This window comes from Mycolicibacterium iranicum (genome assembly GCF_002101705.1).
GTDB lineage: Bacteria > Actinomycetota > Actinomycetes > Mycobacteriales > Mycobacteriaceae > Mycobacterium > Mycobacterium iranicum.
Genome location: NZ_LQPC01000028.1, coordinates 157848 through 175722 on the forward strand (window position 1 = coordinate 157848; position 17875 = coordinate 175722).

Annotated in this window: 19 protein-coding genes; 14 read left to right on the forward strand and 5 right to left on the reverse strand. The window is 65.9% G+C overall.

Annotation, left to right across the window (positions count from 1 at the left end; all coding sequences use genetic code 11):
• Positions 1-116: 116 nt before the first annotated feature.
• From AWC12_RS11520 to AWC12_RS11530, 3 genes are read left to right on the forward strand one after another with little or no spacing between them, the layout of a single operon-like run.
• A complete protein-coding gene (locus tag AWC12_RS11520) occupies positions 117-551 on the forward strand; it encodes a DUF5318 domain-containing protein (RefSeq protein WP_024444226.1) in 435 nt (144 codons plus the stop codon).
• Positions 544-3105, forward strand: coding sequence for a transglycosylase domain-containing protein (locus tag AWC12_RS11525; protein ID WP_085174371.1), 2562 nt, complete (start codon positions 544-546; stop codon positions 3103-3105). Before AWC12_RS11520 ends, AWC12_RS11525 begins: the two co-directional genes overlap by 8 nt.
• Positions 3102-4730 carry a glycosyltransferase family 87 protein gene (locus AWC12_RS11530; RefSeq protein WP_085174596.1) on the forward strand — a complete coding sequence of 543 codons (1629 nt, stop codon included), beginning with the start codon at positions 3102-3104 and terminating at the stop codon, positions 4728-4730. The genes AWC12_RS11525 and AWC12_RS11530 overlap by 4 nt, the downstream gene beginning before the upstream one ends.
• Here AWC12_RS11530 and AWC12_RS11535 read toward each other — a convergent pair.
• The gene (locus AWC12_RS11535; RefSeq protein WP_085174373.1) at positions 4693-5223 is read right to left on the reverse strand and encodes a hypothetical protein; all 531 of its coding nucleotides are present in this window, start codon (positions 5221-5223) and stop codon (positions 4693-4695) included. The genes AWC12_RS11530 and AWC12_RS11535 overlap by 38 nt on opposite strands.
• Positions 5224-5399: 176 nt before the next feature.
• On the opposite strand from AWC12_RS11535, the gene rpsF reads away from it, so the two are divergent.
• The 5 genes from rpsF to dnaB all read left to right on the forward strand — a co-directional run bounded on the left by rpsF (position 5400) and on the right by dnaB (position 8957).
• A complete protein-coding gene (rpsF, locus tag AWC12_RS11540; RefSeq protein WP_024444222.1) occupies positions 5400-5690 on the forward strand; it encodes a 30S ribosomal protein S6 in 291 nt (96 codons plus the stop codon).
• 117 nt (positions 5691-5807) lie between these two features.
• A complete protein-coding gene (locus AWC12_RS11545) occupies positions 5808-6317 on the forward strand; it encodes a single-stranded DNA-binding protein (protein ID WP_024444221.1) in 510 nt (169 codons plus the stop codon).
• A gap of 40 nt (positions 6318-6357) precedes the next feature.
• Complete coding sequence (gene rpsR, locus AWC12_RS11550; RefSeq protein ID WP_024444220.1) at positions 6358-6615, forward strand: 30S ribosomal protein S18; 258 nt, start codon at positions 6358-6360, stop codon at positions 6613-6615.
• 11 nt (positions 6616-6626) lie between these two features.
• Entirely contained in the window at positions 6627-7076 is a 450-nt protein-coding gene (gene rplI / locus AWC12_RS11555) for a 50S ribosomal protein L9 (RefSeq protein ID WP_024444219.1), read from the forward strand.
• Positions 7077-7568: 492 nt separating this feature from the next.
• Positions 7569-8957, forward strand: a complete 1389-nt coding sequence (gene dnaB / locus AWC12_RS11560) for a replicative DNA helicase (protein WP_085174375.1) — start codon at positions 7569-7571, stop codon at positions 8955-8957.
• 13 nt (positions 8958-8970) lie between these two features.
• Here dnaB and AWC12_RS11565 read toward each other — a convergent pair whose 3' ends face one another.
• The 3 genes from AWC12_RS11565 to AWC12_RS11575 form a co-directional block, all read right to left on the reverse strand.
• A complete protein-coding gene (locus tag AWC12_RS11565; protein WP_085174377.1) occupies positions 8971-9339 on the reverse strand; it encodes a hypothetical protein in 369 nt (122 codons plus the stop codon).
• Between the two features lie 293 nt (positions 9340-9632).
• The gene (locus AWC12_RS31895) at positions 9633-9812 is read right to left on the reverse strand and encodes a hypothetical protein (RefSeq protein ID WP_207576414.1); all 180 of its coding nucleotides are present in this window, start codon (positions 9810-9812) and stop codon (positions 9633-9635) included.
• A 305-nt stretch (positions 9813-10117) separates the two neighbouring features.
• Positions 10118-10681, reverse strand: a complete 564-nt coding sequence (locus tag AWC12_RS11575; RefSeq protein ID WP_085174381.1) for a TetR-like C-terminal domain-containing protein — start codon at positions 10679-10681, stop codon at positions 10118-10120.
• Between the two features lie 91 nt (positions 10682-10772).
• Here AWC12_RS11575 and AWC12_RS11580 point away from each other — a divergent pair, with 91 nt between their 5' ends.
• From AWC12_RS11580 to AWC12_RS11595, 4 genes are read left to right on the forward strand one after another with little or no spacing between them, the layout of a single operon-like run.
• Entirely contained in the window at positions 10773-11990 is a 1218-nt protein-coding gene (locus tag AWC12_RS11580) for an MFS transporter (protein WP_085174383.1), read from the forward strand.
• Positions 11984-13003 (forward strand): alpha/beta fold hydrolase, encoded by a 1020-nt coding sequence (locus tag AWC12_RS11585; protein ID WP_085174385.1) that lies wholly within the window; start codon positions 11984-11986, stop codon positions 13001-13003. Before AWC12_RS11580 ends, AWC12_RS11585 begins: the two co-directional genes overlap by 7 nt.
• A gap of 48 nt (positions 13004-13051) precedes the next feature.
• Positions 13052-13291, forward strand: coding sequence for a type II toxin-antitoxin system Phd/YefM family antitoxin (locus AWC12_RS11590; RefSeq protein WP_085174598.1), 240 nt, complete (start codon positions 13052-13054; stop codon positions 13289-13291).
• Positions 13288-13677 (forward strand): type II toxin-antitoxin system VapC family toxin, encoded by a 390-nt coding sequence (locus AWC12_RS11595; protein ID WP_024446506.1) that lies wholly within the window; start codon positions 13288-13290, stop codon positions 13675-13677. The genes AWC12_RS11590 and AWC12_RS11595 overlap by 4 nt, the downstream gene beginning before the upstream one ends.
• 176 nt (positions 13678-13853) lie before the next feature.
• On the opposite strand, the gene AWC12_RS11600 is transcribed toward AWC12_RS11595, so the two are convergent.
• The gene (locus AWC12_RS11600; protein WP_085174387.1) at positions 13854-14777 is read right to left on the reverse strand and encodes a LysR family transcriptional regulator; all 924 of its coding nucleotides are present in this window, start codon (positions 14775-14777) and stop codon (positions 13854-13856) included.
• Positions 14778-14880: 103 nt separating this feature from the next.
• Between AWC12_RS11600 and AWC12_RS11605 the strand changes: the two genes are divergently transcribed.
• The gene (locus AWC12_RS11605) at positions 14881-16371 is read left to right on the forward strand and encodes an APC family permease (protein WP_085174389.1); all 1491 of its coding nucleotides are present in this window, start codon (positions 14881-14883) and stop codon (positions 16369-16371) included.
• 162 nt (positions 16372-16533) lie between these two features.
• Entirely contained in the window at positions 16534-17868 is a 1335-nt protein-coding gene (gene hisD / locus AWC12_RS11610) for a histidinol dehydrogenase (protein WP_085174390.1), read from the forward strand.
• Positions 17869-17875: the final 7 nt, after the last annotated feature.

Here is a 17875-nt window from a genome sequence, read left to right on the forward strand (position 1 = left end):
TGGCCCGGCTTCCGCGCAGGCCAGACTCCATGGCGGTCGTTTCGGAAGGGCGTCGGTGCGATCTCGGGATGCACGTCGAGCCTCGATGCCCGACCCGCCGACGTACTCTGGTCCTCGTGCGATTGCAGCGACAGGTGGTGGATTACGCCCTCCGGCGGCGATCCCTGCTGGCCGAGGTGTACTCGGGGCGCACGGGTGTCTCGGAAGTCTGCGACGCGAATCCGTACCTGCTTCGAGCAGCGAAGTTCCACGGCAAGCCGAGTTCGATCATGTGCCCGATCTGCCGCAAGGAACAACTGACATTGGTGTCGTGGGTGTTTGGTGACCATCTCGGCGCGGTATCCGGATCCGCCCGCACCGCAGAGGAGTTGGTCCTACTGGCCACCAAATACGACGAGTTCTCGGTACACGTAGTGGAGGTATGTCGCACCTGCAGCTGGAATCACTTGGTCAAGTCCTACGTGCTCGGAGCGGTTCCGCCCCCCAAGGGGTCACGGGGGCCGCGCCGCACCCAGACCGCGCGCGGGACAGCGCGCACGGCAAGTGAATAGCGAAGGGCGCCACGACCGGTCACCCCACGACGCCCGGGACGGGCAGCGGGCGGCCGACAGCGTAGGCGCGAGAAGACCCGCTCACCGACCGGCCGGTCCTGATGCCCAGCGCCGCCCACCTGCTTTGCCGCCGGATGACCGCCGCACCGCGATCCTGCCGCCTGTGCGCGACGGCGCGCCGCCACCAACGCGCGATCCGATCGATGCGGTCAAGCGTGCCCTCGACCGCCCGCGCGAGACACGCACGGGGTCCGGCCCGCCGAACCGTCCGCCAACGCCGCCGGGCGGTCGCCCGCCCGGTGGAGGCGGACCCTACGGCGGCAGCCCGACCGGTCCGCAGAAGCGCACCCTGCGCGAACAGATCAACTGGAAATGGGTGCGCCGCGGATCGCTCGTCGCCGCGATCGCGCTGATCGTGCTGCCGCTACTGACATTCGGGATGGCCTACATGATCGTCGACGTCCCCAAGCCCGGGGACATCCGCACCGCGCAGGTGTCGACGATCCTCGCCAGTGACGGCAGCGAGATCGCCAAGATCGTGCCGCCGGAAGGCAACCGCGTCGACGTCAACATCGACCAGATCCCGGTGCCGCTGCGCAACGCGGTGATGGCCGCCGAGGACCGCGACTTCTACTCCAACCCGGGCTTCTCGTTCACCGGGTTCCTGCGCGCCTTCAAGAACAACGTGTTCGGCGGCGACCTGCAGGGCGGATCGACGATCACCCAGCAGTACGTGAAGAACGCGTTGGTCGGCGACGCCCGGTCGGGCATCGGCGGCGTGATCCGCAAGGCCAAGGAACTGGTCATCTCCACCAAGATGTCCAGTGAGTGGTCCAAGGATCAGGTGCTGCAGTCCTACCTGAACATCATCTATTTTGGCCGCGGCTCCTACGGTGTCGCCGCGGCGGCGCAGGCCTATTTCGGCAAGCCCGTCGAACAGCTCAACGTCGCCGAGAGCGCACTGCTCGCGGCGCTGATCCAGCGACCGTCGGTGCTCGACCCCGCGGTCGATCCCGAAGCGTCCGCCGCGCGGTGGAACTGGGTTCTCGACGGCATGGTCGAGATCGGCGCGCTGTCCCCCGAGGAGCGGGCGGCGCAGGTGTACCCGCCGACCATCCCGCCGGACCAGGCCAACACTGCGAACCAGACGACAGGTCCCAACGGTCTGATCGAGCGCCAGGTGGTCGACGAACTGCTGTCGATCTTCGATATCAACGAGCAGGCGCTCAACACCGAGGGGCTGCAGATCACCACGACCATCGATCCGAAAGTCCAGGCTGCCGCGGTGGATTCGGTCAACGAGTACATGGAGGGGCAGGACCCCGACATGCGCACCGCGGTCGTGTCGATCGATCCGAAGACCGGCGGCGTCAAGGCCTACTACGGGGGCTCGGATGCGGCTGGTTTCGATTTCGCGCAGGCCGGCCTGCCGACGGGATCCTCGTTCAAGGTGTTCGCGTTGATCGCGGCGCTGCAGCAGGGGATGGGCCTGGGCTACCAGGTCGACAGCTCACCGTTGGACGTCAACGGCATCAAGATCACGAATGTCGAAGGCGGCGGCTGCGGTACCTGCAACATCGCCGAAGCGCTGAAGCGTTCGCTGAACACCAGCTACTACCGCCTGATGCTGCAACTGAACAACGGCCCGCAAGACGTGGCCGACGCCGCGCACCAGGCCGGTGTCGCCGAGAGTTTCCCCGGTGTGGAGCACACGCTGTCCGAGGACGGGCAGGGCGGCCCGCCCAACAACGGCATCGTGTTGGGGCAGTACCAGTCCCGCGTCATCGACATGGCCTCGGCGTACGCGACGATCGCCGCGTCGGGGGTGTACCACAAACCGCACTTCGTGCAGAAGGTCGTCAACGCCGAGGGCACGGTCCTGTTCGACGCCAGCCAGGAGGACAACACCGGCGAGCAGCGCATCGACAAGGCGGTGGCCGACAACGTCATCGCGGCGATGCAGCCGATCGCGGGCTACTCCGGCAGGGGCCTGGCGGGCGGTCGTCCGTCCGCTGCCAAGACCGGGACCAACCAGCTGGGTGACACCGGCGAGAACCGCGACGCCTGGATGGTCGGATTCACCCCGTCGCTCTCGACAGCCGTGTGGGTGGGCACCGTCGACGGCACCAAACCGCTGATCAACGAATCGGGCGGCTCGGTGTACGGATCGGGTCTGCCGGGCCAGATCTGGAAATCCACCATGGACGAGGCTCTCGACGGTACGGAGGACGAGACTTTCCCGAAGCCCGAGGAGATCGGCGGGTACGCCGGGGTGCCGCAAGCCCCGCCGCCGCCGCCGTCGCCGACGGCACCGCCGCCGCCGTCGGAGACGGTGATTCAACCGACGCTGGAGATCGCGCCCGGCATCACGATCCCGTGGGGCCCGCCGACCACCGTGCCGGTCGGACCTCCGCCGGCACCCGGAGCTTCGCCGGCGCCCGGGGCTTCGCCGGTCCCGGGGGCGCCGCCAGGACAGCAGACGGTTCCGCCGCCCGGTGCGCCCGTGGGCGCCCCCGGCGCACCGGTGCCGCCCGGTCCTCCGCCGCCTCCGTGACGGCAGCATCCGACGTCGACGACGAGGCACCGCGCACATCACCCGCTCCTCTGGCGGGTGATGTCCGTAGCTTGGACAGCCGCGACTTCCCAAGTCGCACTGACACTCTGGGCGCGGCGTTCGCGGAGACCATCGGCGGGCCGGTCGGTAGGCACGCACTCATCGGGCGCACCCGGTTCCTGACCCCGCTGCGCGTCATGATGATCATCGCGTTGGTGTTCTTGGCGCTCGGCTACTCGACCAAGGCTGCATGCCTGCAGACCACCGGTTCCGGCACTGCCGATCAGCGCGTCGCAAACTGGGAGAATCAGCGGGCCTACTACGAGCTCTGCTATTCGGACACCGTTCCGCTCTACACCGCGGAGCTGCTGAATCTCGGTAAGTTCCCGTACAAATCCAGCTGGGTGGAGACCGACGCCGAGGGTAAGCCGCATGTGCAGTACGACGGCGCACCCGCGGTGCGGTACATGGAGTATCCGGTGCTCACCGGGATCTACCAGTACTTGTCGATGTCGCTGGCTAAGACATACACGGCGCTGACGAAGCTGGTGTCGGTGCCGATCGTCGCCGAGGTCGTGATGTTCTTCAACATCTCCGCGTTCGGGCTCGCGCTGGCGTGGCTGACGACGCTGTGGGCGACGGCGATGCTGGCCGGCCCGCGGCGGATCTGGGACGCCGCGATGCTGGCCGGCTCTCCGATCGTGATCTTTCAGATCTTCACCAATTTCGATGCTCTGGCAACGGCTTTCGCGGCCTGCGCACTGCTGGCGTGGGCGCGGCGAAGACCGATGCTTGCGGGTGTACTGATCGGGCTCGGTGTCGCGGCGAAGCTGTATCCGCTGCTGCTGATCGTTCCGTTGACGCTGCTGGCGTTGCGGGCGGGCCGTCTGCGGGAGGTCGCCAAGACCGCAATCGCGGCTGTGCTGGCGTGGGTGGTGGTGAACCTCCCGATCATGGTGTTGTTCCCGCGGGGCTGGTCGGAGTTCTTCCGGCTCAACACACGTCGCGGCGACGACATGGATTCGATCTACAACGTCGTCAAAACGTTCACCGGCTGGCGCGGGTTCGATCCAGATCTCGGCTTTTGGGAGCCGCCGGTGGTGCTTAACACCATCACGGCGGCGTTGTTCGCCGCGTGCTGCATCGCGATCGGCTACATCGTCCTGACAGCGGCGCGGCGTCCGCGCGTCGCGCAGATCGCGTTCCTCGTGGTTGCGGCGTTCCTACTGACCAATAAGGTGTGGAGCCCGCAGTTCTCGCTGTGGTTGGTTCCGCTGGCCGTGCTGGCGCTTCCGCATCGGCGCATCCTGCTGGCATGGATGACCATCGACATGCTGGTGTGGGTGCCCCGGATGCTGTATCTGTTCGGCGAGCAGAAGATGGGCCTGCCGCAGCAGTGGTTCACCGCGACGGTGCTGCTTCGCGATATCGCGGTGATCACGTTGTGCGCCTTGGTGATTCGGCAGATCTATCGCCCCGAACTGGATCTGGTGCGCGGCGGCGGAGTCGACGACCCTGCCGGGGGAGTGTTCGATGGGGCGAGGGACAATCCGCCACGCTGGCTTCCGGATTGGCTGCGTCCCAGACCTACTTCGCTGACCAGTCCGTCGACGGTCGGGCTTTGAGCCAGGCGGTCGTCGGCGGCACCAGCACCGCCATCAATGTCGCGAGGGGAAAGAGCAAGCCGAGGAGCGCGAGACCGTACGGCGTGGCTGCGGCAGTGACGTAACCGAGGCTGAGCAGAGTTCCGCCGATCGTGATGGCGGACCCCGCGACCACCAGCTTGCGTCCGGTCAGCCTGCGCCGGGCGAGCATCGCCAACCCGACCACCAGCAGGACCCCGGCCACCACGTCGAGAAGGATCCCGAGGACGACGACGGGGAGGAGAGCGCCGGCGATTCCGACTGACGTCTGCACCTGCGAGTTCCCGCTGAGCCCGGCCAGATCGAGGATGCCGAGAATTGCTTCGCTGAGGCACGTCAGCGCACTGAGCCCGGCCAGAACGGCGGCGATGATCGCGGTGAGGCCGCTGGGCGAGGGCCGTGGCACCGGCTGGGGGAAGTTGTACGGCGCAAAGCCGGGCCGGTAACTCGGCTGCTGGCCGTGCGGAGAGGTCACTGGTCCCCCTGATCGGTGTGAGTGCTCCAGCGTAGCCGCGTCCGGCGGCGGTGGCATGTGCGGATTTCGCAGATCAGGGCCTGTCCCTGTAGCCTTGGCGGGTTGCCGACGCAGGCGACCCTCCTGCCACGGATAGGCCGTGGCCGCACCAGACCAGAGGAGGTGATGGGTTCCTTATGCGTCCATACGAAATCATGGTCATTCTCGACCCCACACTTGACGAGCGCACCGTAGCTCCGTCGTTGGAGACGTTCCTGAACGTCGTCCGCAAGGACGGCGGCAGTGTCGACAAGGTCGACATCTGGGGCCGTCGGCGCCTGGCCTACGAGATCGCCAAGCATGCCGAGGGCATCTACGCCATTCTCGATGTGAAGGCCGAGCCCGCGACGGTGTCCGAGCTCGACCGCCAGCTCAACCTGAACGAGTCCGTGCTGCGGACCAAGGTGATGCGGACCGAAAAGCACTAATCCCGCGACGGGCTGTGCGCGTCGGAGCAGTTCCGTAGGCTCGCCTGCGACTGTCCATGCGTACGCCGCCCGCGATGAGCGCTTGCGCGAAGCCGAAAGAGCACACAGGAGGACCTTGTGGCTGGTGACACCATCATCACGGTGATCGGAAACCTGACTGCCGACCCCGAATTGCGGTTCACGCCGTCGGGTGCGGCCGTCGCGAACTTCACGGTCGCGTCGACACCTCGCATGTTCGACCGCCAGACCAACGAGTGGAAGGACGGCGAAGCGCTGTTCTTGCGTTGCAACATCTGGCGGGAAGCAGCCGAGAACGTCGCCGAAAGCCTGGTTCGCGGGTCCCGTGTGATCGTCAGCGGCCGGCTCAAGCAGCGTTCGTTCGAAACCCGTGAGGGTGAGAAGCGCACCGTGATGGAGCTCGAGGTCGACGAGATCGGCCCGTCGCTGCGCTACGCGACGGCCAAGGTCAACAAGGCCAACCGCAGCGGCGGCGGTGGTGGCGGGTTCGGTTCGGGTTCGGGCGGCAACTCGCGTCCCTCGTCCAATAGCGCGCCTGCCGAGGACCCGTGGGGCAGCGCGCCCGCATCGGGTTCCTTCGGCGGCGCTGACGACGAACCGCCCTTCTGACATACCAATATTCAAGTGATTTCCAGAAAGAGATAGAGACATGGCCAAGTCCTCGACCAAGAGGCGCCCGGCTCCTGAGAAGCCGGTCAAGACTCGCAAGTGCGTGTTCTGCTCGAAGAAGGGGCAGAGCATCGATTACAAGGACACCCAGCTGCTGCGCACCTACATCAGCGAGCGGGGCAAGATCCGTGCCCGCCGGGTGACCGGCAACTGCGTCCAGCATCAGCGGGACATCGCGATCGCGGTGAAGAACGCCCGTGAGGTTGCCCTGCTGCCGTTCAGCTCGTCGACGCGATAGGGACCAAGACAATGAAACTGATTCTTACCGCAGAGGTCGATCACCTCGGCTCGGCCGGTGACACGGTCGAGGTCAAGGACGGCTACGGCCGCAACTTCCTGCTGCCGCGTGGGCTCGCGATCGTCGCCACCCGTGGCGCCGAGCGTCAGGCGGAGGACATCCGCCGCGCCCAGGAGCTCAAGGGCGTCAAGAGCCTCGAGCACGCCAACGAGCTCAAGGCCGCCATCGAGGGTCTGGATTCGGTGGAGCTCTCGGTCAAGGCTGAGTCCGGACGCCTGTTCGGTTCGGTGACTGCAGCCGATGTCGTCGCCGCGATCAAGAAGGCCGGCGGGCCGAACCTCGACAAGCGCGTCGTGAACCTGCCCAAGGCGCACATCAAGACCACCGGCACTCACTCGATCACGGTGCGGCTGCACCCCGACGTGAACGCGACGGTGTCGCTGAACGTCGTCGCGGGCTAGGCCCACGGGCGTACCGGCTTCTGACGGCCGGGTGGAGACCTTCACGGTCGACACCCGGCCGTTGCCGTATCCGGTGGCGAACGAATTTCCACGAATCAAGCGCAGCTAACATAACGGACTGTTAACCTGCCGGGCCCCGTGGCGAAACACAACACGCCCGGGGTCGAAACCGGGCACGACACGCCGGGCAATTTCCCATCCACAGCCTGCACACCCCCTTAAGCTGCTCCCAACTGCGGAGATGCCGGCAATGCGGTCGGTTATCAACAGGTTCTCCCCAGGCCGTCAACATTGTCCACCAGGCCTATCCACACACCATCCACAACGTCATCAACAAGGGGTGGTTGCATCCCTGCCAGCAACGTCTAGCGTGGGCGGTCGCAGGGTTGGTAGCACTTCCCGGCGGGGGGCTTGTCGGAGGCTGTTATTAGCATCGCGGCGGTAGGCTTCGAACGTTTGTTCACATACGGATCGAGGAGGGTGAGGCGCCGCGTGGCTGTCGTCGACGACCGAGGACGTCCTGGAAATCCCACCGATCTCGAGCCCCCGCCGAGTGAGGACTTCGGTCGCCAGCCCCCACAGGACGCCGCGGCCGAGCAGGCCGTGCTGGGCGGCATGCTCCTGAGCAAGGACGCCGTCGCTGACGTCCTGGAGAAGCTGCGCCCCGGCGACTTCTACAAGCCCGCGAACCAGCTCGTCTACGACGCGATCCTCGATCTGTACGGTCGCGGCGAGCCGGCCGACGCGGTCACCGTCGCCGCGGAACTGGACCGGCGTGGGCTGCTGCGCCGGGTCGGTGGGGCACCGTATCTGCACACCCTGATCTCGACGGTGCCGACGGCGGCCAACGCGGGTTACTACGCCGAGATCGTCTCGGAAAAGTCGCTGCTGCGCCGTCTCGTGGAGGCGGGCACGCGCGTCGTGCAGTACGGCTACGCAGGTGCCGATGGGGCCGACGTCAACGAGATCGTGGATCGCGCTCAGGCCGAGATCTATGACGTCACCGAACGTCGCGCCGCCGAGGACTTCGTGGTTTTGGAGGAGATCCTCCAACCGACGATGGACGAGATCGACGCGATCGCGTCGGAGGGCGGCATCTCCAAGGGTGTCCCGACGGGGTTTACCGATCTCGACGATCTGACCAACGGCCTGCATCCAGGGCAGATGGTCGTCGTCGCGGCGCGTCCCGGTATGGGCAAATCCACCCTTGGACTCGATTTCATGCGGTCGTGCTCGATCAAGAATCAGCTGCCGAGCATCGTGTTCTCGCTGGAGATGAGCAAGACCGAGATCGTGATGCGTCTGCTGTCCGCGGAGGCGAAGATCAAGCTTGCTGATATGCGATCGGGTCGAATGAGTGATGACGACTGGACCAAGCTGGCGCGCCGCATGAGCGAGATCAGCGAAGCGCCTCTCTACATCGACGATTCGCCGAACCTCACGATGATGGAGATCCGCGCCAAGGCAAGACGTTTGAAGCAGAAGGCCGACCTCCGTCTCATCGTGATCGACTACCTCCAGCTGATGACATCCGGAAAAAAGGTCGAGTCGCGCCAGCAGGAAGTGTCCGAGTTCTCAAGGCAGATCAAGCTTTTGGCCAAAGAACTCGAAGTTCCGGTGGTCGCGATGAGCCAGCTGAACCGTGGCCCGGAGCAGCGGACCGACAAGAAGCCGATGCTGTCCGATCTACGCGAAAGCGGTAGCATCGAACAGGATGCGGACTTGGTGATCCTGCTCCATCGGCCCGACGCTTTCGAGACGGACGATCCGCGTGGCGGCGAGGCCGACCTCATCGTCGCGAAGCACCGCGCAGGTCCGACGCGGACGGTAACCGTTGCGCACCAACTGCATTTGTCGCGTTTCGCGAACATGGCGAGGTAGCGGCAGGGTGCGCCTATGCGTCACCCAAACTCGGCCGGTAGTCCGCCGCCTCGGCTTCAGCAGCGAGCAACGCCCCCAATTCGCCCTCCTGCTGGGCAACAAACACACCGATCACCTGCCGGCACACCTCCGGCACGCTGACCCCGCGCATATCAGCAATACGCTTCAACCCGACCAGCATCGACGTCGACACGTGAAACTGCACGGCGAACTGACCGCAGGAACCATCCTCGGGCGGCAACCCCGGACCAACGACCACCAGATGATCTGACCCGACTTCGGCAACATCAGCACCGCGAGCCCTCTCAACGGCCCCACCACCAGCACCGCCGGCCACGTCCTCGTCCGGGTCGCGGAACTCCTCATGGCTGAACAACCCCATTGCGTCAACGCTAGACCTTGCGAGGTGCCGAAGCCGCCAAGTGAGCGGGTGCGGCCCGCAAGAGCCAAGGCGGCGAGGGGCGGAGGGTTGTGGCCGTCGTTCTCAATGCGGCCCCATGGGGGATCACCCGCTCGGCCGAACCGCACCGCATCGGTCGGCCTCGACACCGAACTGCGCAATATCAGCCCCTACGGTCGATGTCATCGCGAGGTCGGTGACATCCCGTTTGACATCGAAGCGGCCAACCTGTTCTTCCAACTCGTCTCGACCCGGAATGGGAGGTCTCGATCATCTCAGCAGGGGTAGATCACCGGCGTCTCCACGATTGCGTCCAACACCGCCGCCAGCAGAGTCGCGAGTTGTTCAGGGGCGTTCCTGCGGTTCATCGCGCGGGCACCGACAACGCGACGCCTTAAGAGCACTCCGCTGATGACCGAGAGCACCACATCGCTGCAAAGCCGAGCGCCCGGCATCGCCGAAATGCTTGCCGCCGAGGGTGAATCGGTGGTCGTGCACGGATGCAACCGCGGTCGCAACGAACGCGTAACCCAGGCAGTTCGCAGCACTTCGTCGACGATCACGCCGACTTCGACGTCCGCCTCATCACAGACGAGCATCCAAGCGGTCGCAGCTTCCAGGTTTCAGTAACCCACTTCGATTGAGAGGCAACCCGTGCGTCGCGGTGAGGCGCTCGCCAGTAGCCGGGGCTGCTGCAGCGACCCAGGTGGGGCGGACATTCGCCGACCCGTGCTGAGTGACCAACTCTGGGCAGGACGGGTCAGCGCGACATCGCCAGCACGTCGCTGACGAGTCGCCGCGCGTACGCGTCGTCCGCTTCCAGCGCGAACGCGACGTGGTGGTAGAGCGGCGAGATGACGTGGTCGAGGATCTGCTCGACGGTCGGTGTCGCTTCTCCGCGTTCGGCGGCCCGGTTGACCATCTCCGCTGCCTGCTCTCGCCGCTTCTCCATGACCGGACAGGCTGAAACGGCCTCGACCCGGGCCGACACCATCGCCCGCAGGTAGCGGGTTCGGTTGGGGCGGGTGATGTCCCGGGCGATGACGCTCGCCCATTCGGCCAGGTCGCCGGCAAGCGATCCGGTGTCGGGTAGCGAATCGCCCTCTCGCGTCAGGGCGGCAACCGCGACCTCTTCGAGAAGCGCGCGCACGTCGGTCCAGCGCCGGTAGAGCGTAGTCGGGTTGACCCCCGCCCGTTCGGCGATGACGGGGAAGCTGATCTTGGTGGCGCCCTCGGCGACGAGTTCACCGACCGAGGTGTAGATCGCGGTCAGCACCCGATCGGCACGTCCGCCGGGGCGGGACGACGTTTCGGCGCGCGACATTCCACCAGCATAAGCAAAAAACTTTGCTTTTGTCCCCGTGGCGCGTAGGGTGCTCAAAAGCAAAGATCATTGCTTTTTGGAACGAGGTCGTATGGTCAGTCGCGCAGCCGCCTTCGCCATCGCCGGGTCTGCCGGTGCCGCCACGCTCACGGCTGCCTCGGCGCCATCCCCGCTATATACCGATTACCAACGGCTCTGGGGCTTTTCGACATTCACGCTCACGGTCATTTTCGCCGTCTACGTTTTCGCCTTGATCACCGCGCTGCTGACCGTGGGTTCGCTCTCCGACCGGGTGGGACGGCGGCCGGTCGCCTCCGCAGCCCTCGTTCTTCTCGCCCTCGGCATGCTGCTGTTCGCTTCGGCCGGCGGTCCCGGGGGTCTGATGGCCGCGCGGATCGTCCAGGGTTCCGCCGTGGGGACAGCCACCGCCACCATGACGGCGATGATCATGGACACGGCACCGAACCGGCGATCCGGCTCGACGGTGAGTAGCGCGGTCCCCGCGATGGGAATCGTGATCGGAGCGGCCCTGTCTGGCGCGCTCGTAGAATTTGCGCCTCACCCTCGAGAACTCGTTTTCTGGCTCCTTGCCGGCACCCATCTGGTGCTGGCCGGGCTCGTCTGGCTGATCCCTGAAAACACCTCGGATACAACGACTGTGCGGGAATCAATCGCGCGATCGCTGCTACCCAGCATCGGACTGCCGCCTCCCACGCGGCCGACCTTCTTCGCGCTCATTCCCTCGATCGGAGCAACCTGGGCGCTGGCAGGACTCTACCTGTCGCTGGGGTCCTCGGTACTGCGCGAGATCCTCGGGGTGCGCAGTCATTTCGTGGTAGGCATCGTGATAGGCGTGTTCTTCGCTGCAGGGGTGTCCGGGACGGTGGTCTCCGTCGTCACACCGCCTCGTCTGCGCGAGTGGTTCGGGCATGGGACGCTTGCCGTCGGTGTCGTCGTCACGATCGCGGCAATGGTGGTGGGCGCTCTGCCCTTCTATGTGATCGGTTCGGCGATTGCGGGTTTCGGTTTCGGAGCGGCGTTCGCGTCCGCCGTCGCCGCGGTCGGTGAGGTGGCGCCGGCCGCCCAGCGAGGACAGGTCTTCGCGACGATGTACCTTGTCAGCTATCTTGCGTTCAGCGTGCCCGCGCTCGCGGCGGGGCTTGCCGTCGAACGGTTCGGGCTGGAGCCCACTGCGGTCGCGTACGGGGGGCTGGACGTTGCCCTGATCCTGATCGCCGTGGTGGCCGGAGTGGTTGTGGCGTCTGGGCGGCCGGCCAACATCTTACGTGCCGAGGCGAAGCCATGCTGACATCACGGACGTACCGCTCGTCGCGCCATACCACTAACTACCTCGAATGTGGCCCAGCCGACGGACCGCTGATCCTGTTCCTTCACGGGTGGCCGGCCACCGGCCTCATCTGGCGCGCGCAGCTCGAGGCGTTCGGTGCCGACGGCTGGCATTGCGTCGCACCGGATCTCCGGGGGTACGGCGGGTCGTCTGCTCCAGCGGACGTCGAGGCCTACACCGTCGAGGAGGTAGTGGCCGACATGCTTGAGCTGCACGATCATCTCGGCGGAGAGCCGGCGATCTGGGTCGGCCACGACTGGGGCAGCATCGTCGCCGGAGCCCTCGTCGCGCATCATCCCCGCCGCAGCCGTGGCCTCGTGCTCACGTCCTGGGCATACTTCCCCGACGCCAACAGTCTTACCACCCTGGTCTCGCTGGTCGACAGGGAGATCTATCCCGCGGACCGTTACCCGGACGGACAGTGGGACTACTACCGTTACTACACAACGCATTTCGAGGCGGCCGTGGCTGATCTCGACGCCGACCGCGCCGCCACGCTGGCCGCGGTGTACCGACCGGGTAACCCCGACGCGATCGGAGAGGTGTCACCGACAGCGATGGTTACGCGCAACGGTGGCCGCTTCGGCGCCGCGCACCGCGCCCCGCCGACCGAACCCGACCCGACGCTCTGGCCGCAGGCTGACTTCGACGCTGTGGTCCAGGCGTTCGAGGCCCGCGGCTTCCGACCGCCGTGTGCCTGGTACCTGAACGATGAGGCCAACATCGCGTACGCGCGCACAGCGCCCGATCGCGGCCGGCTGTCGATGCCGGTGCTCTTCGTCAACGGAGACTTCGATCAGATCTGCACCATCGTCGGCAACCGTCAGGGCGACCCGATGCGTGACGCATGCGCGGACCTCAGCGTGGTGAGCCTGCCCGCCGGGCATTGGCTGCCGCTGGAACGGAAAAACGAACACATCGAGGTGATCCGGGCATGGCTGCGCAGTGCTCTCCTGGACATGAATTCGCGCTAGGACAGCTAGCGCGACAAGCGCAACGCCGGTAGCGTTGTCGCTGTGACCGTGGAAAAAGTCTCCAGCACCGAAGCCAAGAATCGACTCAATGCATTGCTGGCTGACGTCGAGCGCACCGGCAAGACGGTGATCATCACCAACCACGGTCGCGATGTGGCGCGCCTCGTGTCGGCCACCCCTACACTGCGCACCTTTGGTCAGCTGCCGAAGCTGTCGGTGCCAGACGATTTCGACGAACCGCTGCCCGACGACGAGCTGGCCCGCTTCTACGGTGACGAGGGCTCGTGAATATCCTGCTCGACACCCACACGCTGCTTTGGCTCGTGAGTCAGCCCAGTGCCGTGGATTCCGAGGTACTCGACCAGCTAGCCGATCCCGCCAACACGGTGTCTGTCAGCGCTGCGTCGGCGTGGGAGATCGCCATCAAGACCCGCCTCGGCCGCCTGGAGGGCTCCACCTTGCTGGCGACGTGGGCGGGTCAGCTGGAAGCCATGCGCGTGGATGATCTACCGATCGACTCGGATGACGCGATCCTCGCCGGTCGGTTGCCCTGGCAGCATCGCGATCCTTTTGATCGGGTCATCGTTGCCCAAGCGCTGCGTCGCAACCTCACAATTGCCACTCGCGATGCGAAGATTCTCGACTCGGCCCTCACCCCGACCCTGAAGGCGTAAAGCAAGCGCGGCACCCCTCGTTCAACCCTGGGATGCCTCGAAATCTCGATAGCGGTAGTCGGTGTCAATCGGCGAGCCGTCGCGTCGTTGTGCGGGCATCTTCCGTAGCTCCAACGCCTGCTCACCGAGAGTCGCCCGAATCAGCGTGCGCCACAGCGGTCGACGCTAGGGAATCCCTATGGCTGCGAATCGGATTCGGAGGACCGAAGGTCGGCGAGGGTTTCGCGCGCGAGCCGGGCCAGTTCCTTCGTCGCCGGCGACAGGATCGCCGACTGCTTCTGGATGAGCGCGACCGTATCGTAGAGCGGTTCCTCCAGTGGCAGGTACATGACACCGGGGGGTGCGATCGTGGACGCAGCGACGGCCTTCGACACGATCGTCTCGCCGGCGCCCGCCGCGACCAGATCGAGTGCGGTGTCGACCTGTTCGACCTCGATCACGGGCTCAAGCGCGAGGCCCCGCAACAGTGCGCGCTCCGCCAGCTGGCGGCGAGTGGGATCCCGCCATCCCGCGTGCGCGTCGTAGAGAATCAGCTTTGCCGCCGCGATGTCCTCGATGGATACGGGACCGGTCCGCCACGGGTACGACGTCGCGTACACCACCTCGTCCCTCAGCAACGGCGTCACCGAGAGTTCGTGCGTGTCGACGGGCAGTACCACCAACCCGGCCTCGAGGGCGCCGTCGCGAACCAGGTCGGCGACGTCGGCAGAGTTGACGCCGATGACACGGAGTCGCACGTTGGGGTAACGCGCGTGAAACGACGTCAGCAGATCCGCCATCGCGTAGAACTTGGCGTTGCGCAGCAATCCGATCGACGCCACGCCGCCCTGCAGACCGGTGACCGCCTTCAAGGCCCGGTCGGCGCCATCGGCCGACGCCAACGTCTGCTCGGCCAGTGGCATCAGCTCCTCGCCGGGGGTGGTGAGAATCAACCGGCGCGGGCCACGAACGAAAAGCGGTGTGCCGTATTGCTGTTCAATACGGCGAATGGTTTCGGAGACGGTGGGTTGTGACATGTGCAGCTGCTTGGCGGCCGCCGTGAAAGAACCGCATTGCGCCGCCGTAACGAACACGCGTAGCTGAACGAGCGACAGCGACATAGCTAAACACGATAGCAGTCCTCGGTTTTCACAAGGTTGTCCTCTTGCTCGGCCGTCCATACGCTGAGCCCAATCCGCAAGTGCCAATCCAGGAGGATCACCCATGGAAACCTCGGAGGAGGAGGACCGCCAGCTCGGCGAACTGGGCTACACCCAGAAGCTCAGCCGCTCGGTGGGAGGAGTGTCGTCGTTCTTCCTCGGCTTCTCGGTCATCAGCGCCACGACGGCGGTGTTCTCCGGGTTCGGATTCGGGCTGAGCACGGCGGGCCCGGCCTTCGTGTGGACCTTCCCTCTCGCGGTCGCCGTCTTTTTCGTGTGGGCGTTGATTGCCGCCGACCTGGTGGTCAAACTGCCGCTCGCGGGATACGCATATCAGTGGACCAGTCGGCTCGTCAGCCCTCACCTGGGGTGGTTCACCGGTTTTGCCGGCGCGGTCGGATTCATCAGTGGCTTCACCGGCGTCGCGTTCGTGATGTCCGGATACATCGGCAGTCTGTTGGGCATCGAGATGAGCACGCCTGCACAGATATTCACGTCGATCGCCGTCGTGCTGCTGTGCGTGTTGATCAACGTGTACGGGGTGCGGCTCGCGACCATGCTCAACAACATCGGCGTGGCCCTGGAACTGGTCGTGACGATCGGCGCGACGGCGTTCATCGCCATCGTTGCTTTTTTCATCTCCGATGAGCACCAGGGGATCGAGTTCCTCTTCTCCGGCGCCGCAGGCGATTCCACGTCGCCTTACGTCATCGTGTGGCTGACCGCCAGTCTCGGTTGCATCTTCGGGCTGCTGGGTGTCGAGGCGGCGGCCGACGTCGCGGAGGAGACGAAGAACGCCCGCCGCACCATCCCGCGCACGATGTTCCTCGCCCTCGGGGTGGCGTCGGCGATCGAGTTCTTCATGTACATCGTGTTCCTCTTGGTGATCAAGGATCCGGCCACACTGTCTGACAGCGCGTCGCCGATCACCGACCTGTTCGCCCAGCAGGTGTCGCCGTGGTTCTCGAAGTTTGTGATCGCGTTGGCGTTGACGAACATCCTCGTCTGCGTCCTCGCGAGCATGCTGGTTGCCACGCGCCTGGTGTACGCCTTGGGCCGAGACAACATGCTTCCCGGCTCCCGGGTACTGCGACAAGTCTCCGCCACGCACAAGGTGCCGACGTACGCCGTGTGGGCGACGGGACTGGTCTCGCTCGCGCTACTGCTGTCAGCGCTGGCCAACGAGCAGACCTTCTCCTACATCATCGGAATGTCGGCGCTCGGATTCTTCGGCGTCTACCTGCTTACGACGGCCGGACTCGTCGTCGCCAACGCCCGCAAGCGGATCCCGCAGGGCGCGGAGGGAGTCTTCGACCTCGGCCGAATGCGCTTGCCCGTTTACGTCCTTGGTCTCGTGGTGTTCGGCTCGGTGATGTCCGCGCTCCTGTTCCTACCCGACTTCCGGGCCAACGCCATCGTGTTCGTCGTGACGATGGGGCTGGCCGCCGTCTGGTGGCTCGTCGTCCTGAGAGGACGCATCGCCCGCGCCGAGGCAGGGCCGAAGTACGCTCTGGCGACCTCGGAACGGCAGGACGCAGCGGCTGTGACGTCCTGAGGTCTATTTATCACCACCGTTGAGACCAGGGCCCGAATCGGGTCTTGGTCTCGACGCGTTTCCGGCTCACACGCAATGCGGCGGACACATAGGCCAAACCTTTGACACATACCGGAAATCACTGCCTGGTCCGCCGGTTGGTGAGTGCCTAGCGTGAGTGTCATGCGCTACTCGACTCTTCTCCTCGACCGCCTGCAGGGCAGATTTCGGCACCTCAAGCGCCCGCTCGTGGACGCGCCCGCCGCGCAGCGGGACCCGGCCGTGATCGACACCGTCACCACCATGCTCCGCGACATCGAGGCCAGGGGGCTCGACGCCGTGCGCGATTTCAGCCGAGCGCTCGACCACGATGACCGCCATGACTTCGAACTGTCGCCGCGCGACATCGCCACGAGCGGCGACCGTCTGCCACCCGACCTGCGGGAAGCGATCGAACTGGGTTCGACGCGCACCAGCGCGTTCGCGCGTGAACAGCGTTCGCACCTCGTCGGATTCGAGACCGAGCTGTGCCCCGGACTGGTCACGGGAACCCGCTACGTCCCCGTGGCGCGCGTGGGTGCCTACCTGCCCGCCGGCCGCTTCCCGCTGACCGCGTCGGCGTTCATGACGGTAGGGGTTGCGAAGGTGGCTGGCGTGTCGACGGTGGTCGCCTGTACCCCACCCCAACCCGACGGCAGCGCCAACGACGCGGTCGTCTACGCGGCACACGTGTCGGGAGTCGATCGCGTCTTCGTGCTCGGAGGCGTGCAGGCGCTGGCCGCCATGGCGTTCGGGCTGCTCGGCGAGCTCCCCGTTGACATGCTCGTCGGCGCGGGCAACGCCTACGTCGCCGAGGCGAAGCGACAGCTGTTCGGCACGGTGGCGATCGACCTGCTGGCCGGTCCCTCGGAGGTCGCCGTGCTGTCCGACGAGACGGCCGACCCCGAGATCGTTGCCGCCGATCTGCTCGGACAGGCCGAGCACGGCACGAATTCGCCTGCCGCCCTTGTCACTACGTCCGAAGAGCATGGGCGCGCGGTGATCGCGGCGGTGGAGCGGCAGCTCGAAGGCCTGTCCACCGAGCCGATCGCCGGACCTGCGTGGCGGGACTTCGGCATGGTGACGGTCGCCGACGATCGCGAGACCGCCGCGCTGCTGATGGACGACCTCGCGCCGGAGCACCTGGAGGTCATCACCGCCGACGACGATTGGTATCACGACCGGTTGCAGAACTACGGGTCCATCTTCCTCGGCCCGTGGAGCACGGTCGCGTACTCCGACAAGGGCATGGCCGGCACCAATCACGTCCTCCCGACGGCGGGCGGCGCGAAGCACAGTGCGGGACTGTCGGTGTCGCGGTACCTCAAGCCGCTGACCTTTCAGCGCGTCACCCGAGAAGCCACGCCGGCGCTCGCCAACGCCGTCGCGGTCATCTCCGATTCCGAGGGGATGGCCGCCCACAGCGCGACTGCCACGCGCAGACTTGCCCGCTACGCCGAGACCGTGGGTGCGGAGTAGGAGGATG

What these genes read in the sequence shown, in the direction of transcription:
- rpsF (WP_024444222.1), top strand. Translation starts at nt 5,400, where the DNA reads ATGCGTCCATACGAAATCATGGTCATTCTCGACCCCACACTTGACGAG.
- rpsR (WP_024444220.1), top strand. Translation starts at nt 6,358, where the DNA reads ATGGCCAAGTCCTCGACCAAGAGGCGCCCGGCTCCTGAGAAGCCGGTC.
- rplI (WP_024444219.1), top strand. Translation starts at nt 6,627, where the DNA reads ATGAAACTGATTCTTACCGCAGAGGTCGATCACCTCGGCTCGGCCGGT.
- AWC12_RS11565 (WP_085174377.1), bottom strand. Translation starts at nt 9,339, where the DNA reads ATGGGGTTGTTCAGCCATGAGGAGTTCCGCGACCCGGACGAGGACGTG.
- AWC12_RS31895 (WP_207576414.1), bottom strand. Translation starts at nt 9,812, where the DNA reads ATGCCGGGCGCTCGGCTTTGCAGCGATGTGGTGCTCTCGGTCATCAGC.
- AWC12_RS11575 (WP_085174381.1), bottom strand. Translation starts at nt 10,681, where the DNA reads ATGTCGCGCGCCGAAACGTCGTCCCGCCCCGGCGGACGTGCCGATCGG.
- AWC12_RS11580 (WP_085174383.1), top strand. Translation starts at nt 10,773, where the DNA reads ATGGTCAGTCGCGCAGCCGCCTTCGCCATCGCCGGGTCTGCCGGTGCC.
- AWC12_RS11585 (WP_085174385.1), top strand. Translation starts at nt 11,984, where the DNA reads ATGCTGACATCACGGACGTACCGCTCGTCGCGCCATACCACTAACTAC.
- AWC12_RS11600 (WP_085174387.1), bottom strand. Translation starts at nt 14,777, where the DNA reads ATGTCGCTGTCGCTCGTTCAGCTACGCGTGTTCGTTACGGCGGCGCAA.
- AWC12_RS11605 (WP_085174389.1), top strand. Translation starts at nt 14,881, where the DNA reads ATGGAAACCTCGGAGGAGGAGGACCGCCAGCTCGGCGAACTGGGCTAC.
- hisD (WP_085174390.1), top strand. Translation starts at nt 16,534, where the DNA reads ATGCGCTACTCGACTCTTCTCCTCGACCGCCTGCAGGGCAGATTTCGG.